This is a genomic window from Pseudomonas sp. GWSMS-1 (genome assembly GCF_049847425.1).
Lineage (GTDB): Bacteria > Pseudomonadota > Gammaproteobacteria > Pseudomonadales > Pseudomonadaceae > Aquipseudomonas.
In genome coordinates, this window is record NZ_JBMHHV010000003.1 from 314,814 (window position 1) to 328,406 (window position 13,593).

The following is a 13,593-nucleotide window of genomic DNA, read 5'->3' on the forward strand; positions in this document are numbered from 1 at the left end:
TCGTTATCTACCCAGGTGCTTTGTGCGCGAATCAATTCTTAAGCGTGTGGCCGTCAGCCGTAACGTGCTGACCATGCTGGTTGCCTTGTGGCTGATGCTGACCATGAACCTGCCGTTCTGGCGCAGTGTCTGGCAGGGCGTGGGCGGCATGAGCAACGACAGCCCGTTGTTCCTGCTCAGCTTGCCGCTGTTTGTCTGGATCTGGCTGTACGTACTGCTCAGCCTGCTGGCCTGGGGGCGGCTGACCAAACCGGTGCTGGGCGGGCTGGTGCTGGTGTCGGCCGGTGCCAGTTACTTTATGAACAGTTACGGCATCGTCATCGACTACAACATGCTCACCAACATGCTGCAGACCGACGTGGCCGAAGCCACGGAGCTGTTCAATGCTCGCCTGCTGCTGTGGTTTTTATTGTTGGGCGTGCTGCCTGCGTTGTTGATCAGTCGTATGCCGACTCGCCCCCTCACATGGCGGCGGGAGCTGGCTGGCAAGCTGGGCAGTATGGCGGCTCTGTTGGCGGTGTTTGCCTTGCTGGTGATGAGCCAGTACCAGCCGTATGCCTCACTGATTCGCAACCACCGCGAAGTGCGCCTGATGCTGGTGCCGTCGAATGTGGTCGGGGCCGTGCACGGTTACCTCAAACGCGAGTTGGCCGCGCCGGCTGTGCTGGAAGTGGTCGGCGCGGATGCCCATCGCATCAGCGCCGTCAGCACCCCGCAGCGGCCGCGCGTCACCCTCTTGGTGGTGGGTGAAACGGCGCGTGCGGCGAACTTCTCGCTCAACGGTTATGCGCGCCCGACTAACCCTGAGTTGGCTAAGCGCGATGTGATCAACTACCCGCAGGCGTCTTCCTGCGGCACCGCCACGGCGGTCTCGGTGCCTTGCATGTTTCAAGATGTAGGCCGGGCGGACTACCAGGACTCGATGGCCGGCAATCGTGAAGGCATGCTCGACGTGTTGCAGCGTGCCGGCGTGGATGTGCTGTGGCGCGATAACAACTCGGGTTGCAAGGGTGCCTGTGATCGGGTGCCCAACGAGGATGTTTCACACCTCAACCTTGTGCAGTTCTGCGCCGATGGCGAATGCCACGACGAGGCGCTGCTGCATAACTTGCAGGCGTACCTCGACGGCCTGACCCGTGACACTGTGGTGGTGCTGCACATGAAGGGCAGCCACGGCCCGGCCTATTACAAGCGCTACCCGGCGGCGTTTGAGCGCTTTACCCCGGTGTGCAAGGAGGTGCAACTCGATCGCTGCGACACCGCCAGCATCGTCAATGCCTACGACAACAGCCTGCTCTACACCGACCATGTGCTGGCCGCCACCATCGACTTGCTGCGCAGCAATGCGGCGCGTTTGGACACCGCCATGCTCTATATGTCGGACCACGGCGAGTCCCTCGGTGAGCTCGGCATGTACCTGCATGGCGTGCCCTACGCCATGGCGCCGAGCGAGCAAACCCATGTGCCGATGGTGCTGTGGTTCTCCGACGGCATGCAGCGCAGCAGCGGTATCTTCGCCGATTGCCTGCGCCAGCAGGCGGGCCAGCCGGTGTCGCAAGACAACCTGTTCCACTCGGTGATCGGCCTGATGGGCGTACGCACCTCGGTCTACCAACCGCAGCTGGATATCTTCCGCCGCTGCCGACCGGCTGCGGTTGCCGTGCAGAGCAAAAGTACTGAGCTGCGGATCGACTGACTCAGTAAGGTCGGCTCGATAGCCTGAGATAGAGGCTCTGGTTGCTGTCAGCCTGGCTGAACGCCAGGCCGGTAGGCTTATTTGGTCGCTTTAAGCACCACAAACTTCGGCGTGGCCGCGACCTGTTCGACGCCGCGGAACAGGCGTTTCAGTTTGGCGTGGTAGCCCAGGTGACGGTTGCCGACGCTCCACAGTTCACCGCCGGCCACCAGGGCGGCACGGGCCTGTTGGAACATGCGCCAAGCGAGGAAGTCGCCGACCACTTGCTGTTGGTGGAAGGGCGGGTTGCACAACACCAGGTCCAGCGAATCCGCCGCCTGTTCGGCCAGCCCATCGCCGGCGCGGATCTCTAACGGGCGTTCACCCAGCGCCGCACGCCAGTTTTCAGCGGCCGATTGCACGGCCATATAGGACTCATCCACCAGCGTCAGCTCAGCCTGCGGGCTGCCCAAGGCGTAGGCGATACCGAGCACGCCGTTACCACAGCCGAGATCGGCCACGCGCAGGCGGCTGAGGTGCTTGGGCAGGTGCGGGAGGAAGGCGCGGGTGCCGATATCCAAGTCTTCGCGGCAAAATACATTGGCGTGGTTGCGCAGCTCAATCGCCGGTTTATCCAGGCGGTAGGCCGTGGGGTAGGGCGATACCGGCGCGGGTTTGGCGGCTGGCGTGGCGAACAGCAGGCGGGCTTTTTTCACCGCCAGTGAGGCCTGCACCGGGCCGATGTAACGCTCCAGCAGATCACCCGCCGCGCGCGGCAGGTGTTTGACCATGGCTGCGGCGATCACCTGTGCGCCCGGGGCGAGCTGGCCGTGCAGGCGAATCAGTTGTTCCTCCAGCAGCGCCAGGGTTTTTGGCACGCGGATCAACACCAGGTCAAACGGCCCTTGCGCGCGCTCACTGCTCGGCACAAAGCGCACGGCCTCCGCTGGCAACTGGTTGCGCTGCAGGTTGACCTGTAAACCGAGGTGGCCGAGGTGCGAGTCGCCGCTGCTGGTGATGTCGGCCCGGCCGGCCAGGCTGGCCGCCAGCGCACCGAAACTGTCATTCAGTACCAAGATACGCGCTGCGTCCGGTAACCCCTGCTCATGCACATGGTTGAGCAGATATTCATCGGCGGCATCAAACGCCTGCAGCGGCTCATGCAGTTGGTCGGGTTGGCGGATCAGGTCGAGCTGGGCGAAAGGCGTAACGAATATAGGCATATAGGCTGCTGGTGTTTGTTCGAGTCGGTTTGCGGGACACTGGGGCGACGTCACCGCAGTGGAGCCAGTATGACTGTCAGCGAAGACAAGTTCACCCAGCAAACCCTGAGCGCTATCCAGGTCTGGTCGCCCAGCCTGTTCAGCCTGCGCTGTAGCCGCGATCCCGGGTTTCGTTTTACTGCCGGGCAGTTTGCCCGCCTGGGCGTGCAGAAGGCCGATGGCACGCGGGTTTGGCGTGCCTATTCGATGGCGTCGGCGCCCCACGATGAATTTCTCGAATTTTTCTCCATCGTGGTGCCGGGCGGCGCGTTCACCTCCGAGCTGAGCCGGCTGCAGGTTGGCGACAGCCTGTTGGTGGAAAAGCAGGCGTTGGGCTTTCTCACCCTTGACCGTTTTGCCGATGGCCGTGATCTCTGGCTATTAGCCAGCGGCACCGGTTTGGCGCCGTTTTTGTCGATTCTGCAGGGGCTTGAGGTGTGGCAGCGCTTTCAACGGGTGGTATTGGTGTACAGCGCGCGCACGGCCAGCGAGTTGGCCTATCAGCCGTTGATTCAGGGCCTGATGCAACAGGAACATCTGCAGGAGTTTGCCGGGCGCTTTACCTATCTACCGCTAGTGACGCGTGAGCAGGTGCCCGGTTGCCTGCATGGGCGCATCACTACACTGCTGGAGAATGGCGAGTTAGAGCGTGCAGCGGGGCTGAGCCTGGACCCCGCCGATTCACGGCTGATGATTTGCGGTAACCCGCAGATGATCGACGACACGCGGGTGCTGTTGAAACAGCGCGATCTGCAGCTCAGCCTGACCCGACGGCCGGGACAGGTGGCCGTCGAGAACTATTGGTAGCGGTTATTCCTCGCGGATAGCCTTGATCCGGTGCTCCCAGCGGCGCTTGGCAAAGCGGCGCATATTCGGGATGTCGTCGGTTTCGTCGAGGATCGGCTTGCCGATGATGGTCTCCATGATGTCTTCCATGGTCACCAGGCCGCGGCAGCTGCCGAACTCGTCATACACCAGGCACATGTGCTGACGTTCTTGCATCATCTGGGTCATCAGGTTCTCGACGTTCATGCTGTCGGAGACCACCTTGAGCGGCTTGAGGATGCTCGACACCGGCGCGTCATCAGCCTCGGCCGCCAGAGCGTCATAGCGGAACACCACACCCAGCGGCGACTCATTCTCACCGATCACCGGATAGCGGGAGAACTGGCTCTCTTTCACTCGTGCCTTGAATGCGCCGAGGGTGTCATCGGGGGCCGCAAACTCGCAAACAATCCGTGGCGTCATGATGTCGCGCAGCTTGATTTCGTGCAGGTCGAGAATATTGCTGATGACGCGCTGCTCATCCTCATCCAGCTTGCCCACTTCACGGCCGAGCAGGGTCAATGCTTTGATCTCTTGGCGGATGTCGTGCTCGGGTTCCTTGCCGCCAAACAACCGCATGATCAGGTCGGACATGACGATAAATGGCTTGAGCAGCAGGATCATGCCGCCCAGCAGGCCAGGCAGGTACGGTGCCAGGGTGGGCCAGTAACGTGCGCCAATGGTCTTGGGCAGAATTTCCGAGAGCACCAGGATGAGCAGTGTCATGACCGCCGAGGCGATGCCCAGATAACCGTCGCCAAATATTACCGTGACTTGCGCGCCAACGCCCGTAGCACCGACGGTGTGGGCCACTGTGTTGAGCGTGAGGATCGCGGCAAGGGGCTGGTCAATCTTGTCTTTCAGCCCTTTCAGCCGCTCATAGAGCTTGGGCTTGGTTGCCTTCTGCTGGGCAATATAGCTGGGCGTTAGGGAAAGCAACGCCGCTTCAAGAATGGAACAGATGAATGAAACGAGGATGGAGAGAGCGGCAAACGCAATTAGGAGTGTCATTGAGGGGGGTAAGTAACCAAGGGATGCTCAATTTACACGAACTGGTTGCGAACGCCGCGCGCGGCCAATGAGCAAGCTGCAACAAATCGTGTACGGGAGGGCGCTTGCCCTCCGCAAGGGGGAGGGCTCAGTCTTTGCTTTGCTGAGCCTTGAGCAGGTCACGGATTTCGCTCAGTAGCTCCTGCTCCTTGCTCGGCGGCGCTGGCGCGGCCGGGGCAGCTTCTTCTTCGCGTTTGAGTTTGTTGATCACTTTGACGCCCATAAAGATGGCGAAAGCGACAATCAGGAAGTCGAGAATGGTCTGGATAAATTTGCCATAACCCACAGTTACAGCAGCGACATCGCCTTCGGCGGCTTTCAGCACAATCGCCAGATCGGAGAAATCTACACCGCCAATCAGCATGCCCAGGGGCGGCATCACCACGTCACCGACGAAGGACGAGACAATCTTGCCAAAGGCCGCGCCGATAATGATGCCCACGGCCATGTCGACCACGTTGCCTTTGACCGCAAAGGCCTTGAATTCACTGATTATACTCATGCTGCTTTCCCTGATAGGTGAGGTTGCGCTGAGTGTAATTCAGCGCTTGCTGCTTGCCAGTCAAATTTTAGCTCGGGTAATGCACGTCCGGCAGGGACTGGAAGCCCGGTTTGGCCAGCAGATAGCCCTGGAAGAGCTCCACGCCCATGGCCTGCAATGTACGCAATTCGCCAAGGGTTTCGATGCCTTCGGCAATCACCCGGATATTCAGTTTGCGGCACATCTGCAAGGTGGCCTCGACCAGCGTCTGCCGCACGCTGTCTTGGTCGATATTGCGGATCAGTTGCATGTCGAGTTTGATCAGGTCGGGCTGAAAGTCGGCCAGCAGATTCAGGCCGGCATAACCGGCGCCGAAGTCATCAATTGCTGTCATGAAGCCTTGCTTGCGGTAGGCGCGCAGGATACCGGTGAGGTGGTCGATATCCAGCACCTGCTCCTGTTCGGTGACCTCGAAGATGATCCGCTCCAGCGGGAAGTTGAAGCGCTCTGCCGCCTCTAGCGTGGCGCGGATACAGGTTTCAGGCTTGTACACCGCGTTGGGCATAAAGTTGATCGAGACCATGGCCGGCACCTGCAATTTAGCCGCCCATTCCAGGGCGGTAATTCGGCAGGCTTGATCGAACGGGTAGAGGTTGTCTTTATTGAGCTTGCCCAAGAGGCTGCCGGCGGATTCGCCAGCTGTGCCGCGTACCAGGGCTTCGTGGGCGAATACCGTGCCCGTACTCACGTTAACGATTGGCTGAAAAGCCATGCTGATTGGAAAACCAAGTCCCTGGCCGTCGCGGCAAGCCGCGCATCCGGTTGTTGTGCCCATTACCTATTCTCTGATTTTTTGCAGATGATGCTCACGATAGCAGAAGTTGCTTTGCAAGCCTCAGTTCAGCGTGTCACGGCAGAGCCTGCGGGGCTGAACTAGGCTCTACTCAACCCCACGCCTGAGGATGCCGTTATGCCCCTGGAACATCACCCACTGAACCGCGAGTTTTCCGAGTTCAAGACACAGTTACACGCCTTGTTGTCCAGTGATGGGCACTTTGTGCGCTTGGCTGAGGAGTACGAAGAGCTCGATAAACGCATCTATGAGGTGGAAAGCGGGCGGGTGGCCATGGATGAGGTTCTGCTGCTCGGCCTGAAGATGCAGCGTGTCAGCCTTAAGGATGAACTCTCCGCCTATCTGCACAAAGCCCGATAACCGTGCTGGCTTGATCCGGGTCAAGTGTTCAGCCCGGGCCAGGGGATAGGCTGTAGGCAGTGACTATCCCCTTAGGAGTGCCAGCATGCACGTTGAACACCATCCGCTAATCAAAGACTTCCCCGAACTGCGCGGCGCCCTGCATGAGTTGCGTCTGGGCGATAGCAACTTCGCGCGCCTGGCCGATAGCTACGAAACCCTGGATAAGCGCATTTGCCGTATTGAAGCCGGCAGCGAACTGCTGGCAGACGATGCACTGCTGTCACTCAAGCAGGAACGCGTCGGCCTCAAGGATGAACTGGCGCGGCAGCTCAAACGGGCGTCGGGGCAGTGTTGTGGGTGTGGCAATGGCTGCAAAGCCTAAGAGAGCTTTAGGCTCTGCTGCGCGTTGAATCGGCTGCGTTAAAACAGGCTCGTCGGACTCGAGTTTGCGAGAGGTGAAGCCGATTCTGCGTTCATTTAACTGTGAATATATCCAGCTATTTCGTATGATCCGGGCTCAGTGTCTATAGGAGTCCGGCATGGCCAAGGCCAAGCGCATGTATGGCTGCACCGAGTGCGGCGCAACCTTCCCCAAATGGGCTGGCCAGTGTGGCGAGTGTGGGGCTTGGAATACGTTGGTCGAGACGCTGCTCGAAGCCAATGCAGCCACCCCCAGCGGGCGTGCCGGCTGGGCCGGTGAACAGGCGCAAATCAAAACCCTGGCCGAGGTCAGCGTCGCGGAAGTGCCGCGGTTTTCCACCGCCTCTGGCGAGCTGGACCGGGTGCTTGGTGGTGGCCTGGTGGATGGCTCAGTGGTGCTGATTGGCGGTGACCCCGGCATCGGCAAATCGACCATCCTGCTGCAGACCCTGTGCAATATCGCCACGCGCTTTCCTGCGCTGTATGTCACCGGCGAAGAGTCCCAGCAGCAGGTAGCCATGCGCGCCCGGCGCCTGGGGTTGCCGGAAGACAAACTCAAGGTGATGACCGAAACCTGCATCGAAACCATCATCGCCACCGCGCGCCTGGAAAAACCCAAGGTGATGGTGATCGACTCGATCCAAACCATCTTTACCGAACAACTGTCCTCGGCGCCTGGCGGCGTGTCCCAGGTGCGCGAGAGTGCGGCGCTGTTGGTGCGCTTTGCCAAACAGAGCGGTACGGCGATCTTCCTGGTCGGTCACGTGACCAAGGAAGGTGCCCTGGCCGGGCCGCGCGTGCTCGAGCACATGGTCGACACCGTGCTGTATTTCGAGGGTGAATCGGACGGTCGCCTGCGCTTGCTGCGTGCGGTGAAGAATCGCTTTGGCGCGATCAACGAACTCGGCGTGTTCGGCATGACCGACAAGGGCTTGAAGGAGGTCACCAACCCTTCGGCCATCTTCCTTACCCGCGCCCAGGAAGAAGTGCCCGGCAGTGTGGTAATGGCCACCTGGGAAGGGACCCGGCCAATGCTGGTGGAAGTGCAAGCGCTGGTCGACACCAGTCACATGGGCAACCCGCGGCGTGTAACCCTGGGCTTGGATCAAAATCGCCTGGCCATGCTACTGGCGGTATTGCATCGCCATGGCGGGATTCCCACCTATGACCAAGACGTTTTTCTTAACGTGGTCGGCGGAGTCAAGGTGTTGGAAACCGCCTCTGACCTGGCGTTGATGGCGGCGGTAATTTCCAGCCTGCGCAACAAACCGCTGCCGCATAATCTGCTGGTGTTTGGTGAGGTCGGCTTGTCTGGCGAAATACGCCCGGTGCCGAGTGGCCAGGAGCGGCTGAAAGAGGCGGCTAAGCACGGCTTCAAACGCGCCATCGTACCCAAGGGCAATGCCCCGAAAGATCCACCGCCGGGTTTGCAGGTCATTGCTGTAACGCGCCTGGAGCAGGCGCTGGATGCGCTGTTCGAGTAATCGATCAGATGGGTATGAAAAAGGAGGCCGAGGCCTCCTTTTTTCGTTACTGGTCTTCGCCGAGTGCGGCGAGTTCGCGTTCGAGCAGGCTTTCATCGCCGAGGTTGAGTTCCACCAGTCGACGCAAGTGGCTGATCGAATCGAGGTCGATATGCCGGCAGACAAAACCGAGCAAGTCCGCTTGGGTGCGGGTCAGCACCACTTCCATCTGTACGCGGGTGTCACCGGCCAGTTGAATATTCGCCTCAAACGGCAGGTTAGGGTCACCGTTCCAGCCGGCGGGGCGCTTGATCAGCAGGCCCTTCAGCGAAACGTCATGCAGTTCGACTGCCCAGCGCCGTTCGCCTTGCACAATCTCGGTGGGGGCGTCGAAAGCGATGCGGTGAAAGCGCCGACGCTCATTGGCTGTTTCGCTCATGCAAACAAACTCCTGCGAGGTTTCATCCACTATAGCCAAGGCTGCTGCCAATGGCTTGGTTTTATCTGCGCCAGCGACATCGCATCGTAGCTGCCAGAAACAACGCCTGCCTTAAATGGCAGGCATAAAAAAGCCGGCTTGTGGCCGGCTTTTAGGGGACGGTCTCGGCTTATTTTTGGTAAGCAGCGACTGCCTTAAGAATTAGATCGCGGGCTTCATCAGCGCCGCCCCAGCCTTCAACCTTAACCCATTTACCTTTTTCGAGGTCTTTGTAGTTCTCGAAGAAGTGCTTGATCTGTTCGATCAGCAGGTGCGGCAGGTCGGTGTATTCCTGAACGTCTTTGTACAGCACGGTCAGTTTGTCGTGCGGCACGGCAACCAGTTTGGCGTCGCCACCGGCTTCATCGCTCATGTGCAGTACGCCAACCGGACGGGCGCGGATGACCGAACCTGGGGCAACTGGGTATGGCGTCACAACCAGTACGTCGAGGGGGTCGCCGTCGTCAGCCAGGGTGTGCGGGATAAAGCCGTAGTTGGCCGGGTAGAACATCGGGGTGGCCATGAAGCGGTCGACCATCAAGCAATCGATGTCGTGATCGATTTCGTATTTGATCGGCGCATGGTTGGCCGGAATCTCGATGGCAACGTAGATGTCGTTCGGCAGGTCTTTACCGGCCGGGATCTTGCTGTAGCTCATGGGGCGACTCCCGAGGGGTGGGCCAAAAAAGTGGCGCGATTATAGGCATATTCCCTAGGCGTTGCTACGCCGGCTTATCTAGCCATTAGTCGCGAGTACGCTGTCTTTGGTCTTGGCGGGGTAAGCCGAATGGCGCCGCTGAAGTTGTTGCAGTCGCGCCAGCGGGTCCTGGCGGTAGAACAGGGCCAGTTGCGCGTAGACCGTAGGGAAGGCTTTGGCGAGCCGGTCCGGGGCGCTGAAGAAGTATTCGCTGGTGACCGCAAAGAACTCCGCTGGGTTTTCCGCGGCGTAAGGGTCAATGGCGGTTTCGCGTCCTGGGTTAGCATCCAGTTCGGTGTTCAGCTGGTCAAAGGCGCTCTGCATGGCGTTGGCCCATGCTTCAACATGCATGCTGTTATGCAGCGGTGGCAGGCCGTTGGCGTCGCCATTGAGCATATCCAGTTTGTGCGCTAACTCATGGATCACCAGGTTGTAGCCATCCCACTGGCCGCTGGCCTGCACCCCGGGCCAGGCCAGAATAACCGGGCCCTGCAACCAGGCTTCGCCGCTGTGCGCACCGTCCCATTCATGCACCACGCCGCTGGCATCGCGGTGGCGCTGTGGGCTGACGAAATCGTCTGGGTAAAGCACGATCTCATGGAAACCCTGGTACCAGTTGAGGTCCGCCAAGTGCAGCAGGGGGAGCTCGGCCTGCACGGCCAGTAGCAAGCGGGCGTGAGTATCCAGTTCGAGGCCGGGCAGTGGGCTGAGGTGCTTGTGTTGTAAGAACAGCACGGCCCGTTCACGCAGGCGCTGCTGTTCGGCAGCGTCCAGGCCGTCGAGGATCGGCAGTTGGCGCACGATGGCGTCCCACTGAGCGCTGCTCACGGGATGACGGGCAAGGATGCGCTGGCGACGCCAGGCACGTAGCGACCACATGGGTTCTGCTCAGGCTCTAGGAAGCGGCCACCATAAGCCCGGCGGCGGCGCTGGGCAAGTCGGCACAAAGGCTGCACTGACAAACCTATCCGCGACCTGGGAGGGCTGCCAATGTCGATTGAGCGTCTCGATCATCCCGCCATCAAACTGCTCTGCGGCCACGGTTTTGACCTGCCGGGTCAGGCTGCGCGGACGCGCGCGATCTGCTTGCCAGGGCTTGAAGGGCGGCCGCCTGTGCTCGTGGTTGCGCTGCTTTGGGCGCGAGAGTGCCCCGATGTGGTGCGCACACTTGAGGCTTACCTCGACGGTCTACTGGCCGATTGCACGTGCACGCCCTCGAGTTGGAGCGAAGCCCAGGCCGCGCGGCAGGTGCTGGCAGGGTTTAACCAGCAGCTGTTTCGTCAGCGCCAGGGCGGACGCAACCTGGCTCAGGTGAATGCCGGGCTGTTGCTGCTGCAGAAAGCCGATGCGCAGTTTCTCCAGGCCGGCGCCATCGGTTTAGTGCGTTATCAGCAGGGCAACGTGCATTGGTTGGTCGGCGTTGAGGGGCTGCCGCTTGGTGCGCAGCCTGAGCTGGCGCTGGTGCAGCACAGCTTGGTGCTCAGCCCGGGCGAGTTATTGCTGCTGGCGCCGCAGCCGTTGTTGGATGTGGCGGATCTGCAGGGCTTTCGTGGCGCGGACGAGCCACTGCCTGAGCTGCTCGCGCCCTTGTTGCAGGCGCCAGGTGCGGCGGCATTAGTGCGCCTCGGCGACGCTGACAACACGCCGGTGCTGGCTCCGCGTGCGCCCTGGCCAGCGGTGGTTAATGCGCAACCCGGACTGCAGCTGGATGGCTGGACACTGCTCTCGGCTTGTCCGTACGGGCCGCCGGGGCGGGTGTTTCGCGCGACGGACCCGCGAGGGCGCGAGGCCATGTTGTGGTTGGCCGAGCAGGCGGCGGATGAAGTCTTTCGGCAGCGCGAGTGGGCGCTGCGGCGCAGTCCGGTGGCCAGCTTGCCGCAGGTAATGTCCGCGCATCAGCCGCGCAGCCATGCTTTCTTGCTGTTTGAACCGGCCAGCAAGGGCATGCGTAGCCTGGTCGATTGGTTGGCGTCGCATGGGGCGCTAGACGGTCTGACAGTCCTGGCTTTGCTCGGCCAACTGATTGCCGCTGTGCGTGGCTTACAGCGGCGCGGCATGCAGGGGCTGTGGTTGGACCCGCGCAGTATCCTGGTGGACGACGCCGGGCGTGTATTGTTGCTGCCTGAATATGCTGCGTTGTTGCCGGGTGTGCCGCCGCAGCCCTTACCTGAACAGGCGGTGCCCTTGGCGCCAGAGGCGCGTAGCGGACAGGCGCTGGATGGTCGCGCTGACCAGTTCGCTCTGGCGGCACTGGCTTACTGGCTGATTGGAAGGCGTTGGCCCGAAGCGGCGCAGGTGGATGCTGACCACACCAGCCGTTATGTGCCGTTGGCGCAGTTCAATGTGCGTGTGCCGGCGGGGTGGGACGGGGTGCTGGCGCGGGCCTTGGCGCCCAAGCCGCAGGCGCGCTTTGAGGCGCTGTCGGCGTTTCAGCATGCGTTGCAGCAGCCGTTGCGGAATCAGCTCCCGGCCTCGTCACGCTCACGGCATTATCGGCAGCCCTGGCATCTGGCTGCGCTTAGTTTGCTGGTGTTGCAGTTGGCTGTGGGCTTGTGGCTAAGCCTGGAAGGCTGATGCACTGAGCCAGGGCGAGTGGCGCGCTGGCTCAGTTGCAGGCTTACGGCGCGGTGAAGTCTTCGGTGATCGGCAGGACAAAGCTCTTGAACTCGGTGTCTTCTTTAAAGCCAATGGATTCGTAAAGCTTGTGCGCGACTTCGTTGTCGACGCTGGAGGCGACGCGTAAGCGCACGGCATTGGTCTTGAAGGCCATTTGCTTGGCCGTCTGGATCAGGCGATCAGCCACCAGCTGGCGGCGCGCGTCCTGGCAAACGTAGATGTCGTTGAGAATCCACACGCGCTTGAGCGACAGCGAGGAGAAGCTCGAATAGAGCTGGCAGAAGCCGAGAATCTTGTCTTCGTCATCGGCCATGGCCAGATAGATCACTGACTCTTTACGGCTGATGCGGTTTTCTAGAAATTTCCGTGAGGAATCAGGGTAAGGCAGCTGGCCAAAGTGTTCGCGGTAATTGACGAACAGCGGAGTCAGTTGATCCAGATGCTCCAGGGTCGCTTGGACGATGCGCATGGTGAGCCTCTACTTCAGTCGTGTGGATGGCTTCGGCAACACGGCAGCGCTGCCTGCGAACGCTCCCGATGCTGCCTAAAGCTTTTTGAAAGTGCAATCCAAACAAGCGTTTGGTTGTAATCCCCTGATAGCGCGGCTATTTCAGGAGAAAGTTCGTCTGGCTTGCGGCACCTGCCAATACTGGCACTTCGGCTTCGTCTTTCAGGTTGACCCCTGACAGCTGGCGCCGCCACGCCTCGCGCATCAGGTACAGCAGGCGATGGCTGGCCATGGCGTAGCTCAGACCCTCCAAGCGCACGTTGGAAATGCAGTTGCGCTGCGCGTCGGTCAGGCCGACTTTAGGGGCGTAGGTGAAGTACAAGCCCAGGCTGTCCGGCGAGCTAAGCCCTGGGCGTTCGCCGATCAGGATCACCACCATCTTTGCCCCCAGCAGCTCGGCCACTTCATCGGCCACGGCCACCCGGCCCTGGGTAACCATGACGACAGGGGCCATACGCCAGTTTTCGGCCTGCGCCTGTTCGCTTATGCGTTCAAGCATGGGCAGCGCATGCCGGTGCACGGCCAGGGCGGATAGGCCGTCCGCAACGACAATGGCCAGGTCGTAACCGTCCGGGTTGTTCTCGCGGTGCTGGCCCAGTAGCTCGGCGGATTCGTGGCTTAAGCGCCGACCCAGATCCGGGCGTTGCAGGTAGGTGTCACGGTCCTTGGCGGCGCTGTGCAGCAGCAGGCTCTGGCGATGCTGGCTGGCCAGCCCCGTGGCGAGTGCGGCGTGATCGAACGGCAGGTGCACGGCATCACGGGCCTGGGCGTGGGCAAACTGGAAATCCAGCTGCGCGCGGGTCGGCAGGCTGGTACCGGCGCGGCCCAAGGCGATGCGCGCCGGGGTCAGGTTGCGCAGTTGCTGCCAGGGATTTTCACTGGCACCGCTGAGTGGACTGTCATCGTACATACGCGAATCCTCT

At 61.0% G+C, this 13,593-nt stretch carries 15 protein-coding genes; 6 read left to right on the plus strand and 9 right to left on the minus strand.

Annotated elements, in window-relative coordinates:
* The first annotated feature begins 22 nt into the window (after positions 1 to 22).
* Entirely contained in the window at positions 23 to 1,696 is a 1,674-nt protein-coding gene (locus ACEPAJ_RS02380) for a phosphoethanolamine transferase (RefSeq protein WP_425913302.1), read from the plus strand.
* 77 nt (positions 1,697 to 1,773) lie between these two features.
* Here ACEPAJ_RS02380 and ACEPAJ_RS02385 read toward each other — a convergent pair whose 3' ends face one another.
* Positions 1,774 to 2,898: a methyltransferase gene (locus tag ACEPAJ_RS02385; protein WP_425913304.1), complete on the minus strand. Its 1,125-nt coding sequence runs from the start codon at positions 2,896 to 2,898 to the stop codon at positions 1,774 to 1,776.
* A gap of 69 nt (positions 2,899 to 2,967) precedes the next feature.
* Here ACEPAJ_RS02385 and ACEPAJ_RS02390 point away from each other — a divergent pair, with 69 nt between their 5' ends.
* Complete coding sequence (locus ACEPAJ_RS02390; protein ID WP_322950416.1) at positions 2,968 to 3,744, plus strand: ferredoxin--NADP reductase; 777 nt, start codon at positions 2,968 to 2,970, stop codon at positions 3,742 to 3,744.
* Positions 3,745 to 3,747: 3 nt separating this feature from the next.
* On the opposite strand, the gene ACEPAJ_RS02395 is transcribed toward ACEPAJ_RS02390, so the two are convergent.
* The 3 genes from ACEPAJ_RS02395 to ACEPAJ_RS02405 all read right to left on the minus strand — a co-directional run bounded on the left by ACEPAJ_RS02395 (position 3,748) and on the right by ACEPAJ_RS02405 (position 6,065).
* A complete protein-coding gene (locus tag ACEPAJ_RS02395; RefSeq protein ID WP_425913306.1) occupies positions 3,748 to 4,773 on the minus strand; it encodes a CNNM domain-containing protein in 1,026 nt (341 codons plus the stop codon).
* A gap of 127 nt (positions 4,774 to 4,900) precedes the next feature.
* Positions 4,901 to 5,314 carry a large-conductance mechanosensitive channel protein MscL gene (mscL, locus tag ACEPAJ_RS02400; protein ID WP_274087770.1) on the minus strand — a complete coding sequence of 138 codons (414 nt, stop codon included), beginning with the start codon at positions 5,312 to 5,314 and terminating at the stop codon, positions 4,901 to 4,903.
* A gap of 67 nt (positions 5,315 to 5,381) precedes the next feature.
* Positions 5,382 to 6,065, minus strand: coding sequence for an EAL domain-containing protein (locus tag ACEPAJ_RS02405; protein WP_425913308.1), 684 nt, complete (start codon positions 6,063 to 6,065; stop codon positions 5,382 to 5,384).
* Positions 6,066 to 6,263: 198 nt separating this feature from the next.
* Here ACEPAJ_RS02405 and ACEPAJ_RS02410 point away from each other — a divergent pair, with 198 nt between their 5' ends.
* The 3 genes from ACEPAJ_RS02410 to radA all read left to right on the plus strand — a co-directional run bounded on the left by ACEPAJ_RS02410 (position 6,264) and on the right by radA (position 8,392).
* A complete protein-coding gene (locus ACEPAJ_RS02410; RefSeq protein ID WP_425913309.1) occupies positions 6,264 to 6,506 on the plus strand; it encodes a YdcH family protein in 243 nt (80 codons plus the stop codon).
* A gap of 85 nt (positions 6,507 to 6,591) precedes the next feature.
* Positions 6,592 to 6,870, plus strand: a complete 279-nt coding sequence (locus ACEPAJ_RS02415; protein ID WP_425913310.1) for a YdcH family protein — start codon at positions 6,592 to 6,594, stop codon at positions 6,868 to 6,870.
* A gap of 157 nt (positions 6,871 to 7,027) precedes the next feature.
* Entirely contained in the window at positions 7,028 to 8,392 is a 1,365-nt protein-coding gene (radA, locus tag ACEPAJ_RS02420; RefSeq protein ID WP_425913312.1) for a DNA repair protein RadA, read from the plus strand.
* 46 nt (positions 8,393 to 8,438) lie between these two features.
* On the opposite strand, the gene ACEPAJ_RS02425 is transcribed toward radA, so the two are convergent.
* The 3 genes from ACEPAJ_RS02425 to ACEPAJ_RS02435 form a co-directional block, all read right to left on the minus strand.
* The gene (locus ACEPAJ_RS02425) at positions 8,439 to 8,810 is read right to left on the minus strand and encodes a PilZ domain-containing protein (RefSeq protein WP_274087775.1); all 372 of its coding nucleotides are present in this window, start codon (positions 8,808 to 8,810) and stop codon (positions 8,439 to 8,441) included.
* Between the two features lie 169 nt (positions 8,811 to 8,979).
* Complete coding sequence (ppa, locus tag ACEPAJ_RS02430) at positions 8,980 to 9,507, minus strand: inorganic diphosphatase (protein ID WP_425913313.1); 528 nt, start codon at positions 9,505 to 9,507, stop codon at positions 8,980 to 8,982.
* 78 nt (positions 9,508 to 9,585) lie between these two features.
* Positions 9,586 to 10,425 carry a zinc-dependent peptidase gene (locus tag ACEPAJ_RS02435; RefSeq protein WP_425913315.1) on the minus strand — a complete coding sequence of 280 codons (840 nt, stop codon included), beginning with the start codon at positions 10,423 to 10,425 and terminating at the stop codon, positions 9,586 to 9,588.
* 111 nt (positions 10,426 to 10,536) lie between these two features.
* Between ACEPAJ_RS02435 and ACEPAJ_RS02440 the strand changes: the two genes are divergently transcribed.
* Positions 10,537 to 12,120 carry a protein kinase gene (locus tag ACEPAJ_RS02440; RefSeq protein WP_425913316.1) on the plus strand — a complete coding sequence of 528 codons (1,584 nt, stop codon included), beginning with the start codon at positions 10,537 to 10,539 and terminating at the stop codon, positions 12,118 to 12,120.
* 43 nt (positions 12,121 to 12,163) lie between these two features.
* Here ACEPAJ_RS02440 and ACEPAJ_RS02445 read toward each other — a convergent pair whose 3' ends face one another.
* Both ACEPAJ_RS02445 and eutC read right to left on the minus strand, forming a co-directional pair.
* Positions 12,164 to 12,631, minus strand: a complete 468-nt coding sequence (locus ACEPAJ_RS02445; protein ID WP_274086447.1) for a GNAT family N-acetyltransferase — start codon at positions 12,629 to 12,631, stop codon at positions 12,164 to 12,166.
* Between the two features lie 136 nt (positions 12,632 to 12,767).
* Complete coding sequence (gene eutC / locus ACEPAJ_RS02450) at positions 12,768 to 13,580, minus strand: ethanolamine ammonia-lyase subunit EutC (protein ID WP_425913318.1); 813 nt, start codon at positions 13,578 to 13,580, stop codon at positions 12,768 to 12,770.
* Positions 13,581 to 13,593: the final 13 nt, after the last annotated feature.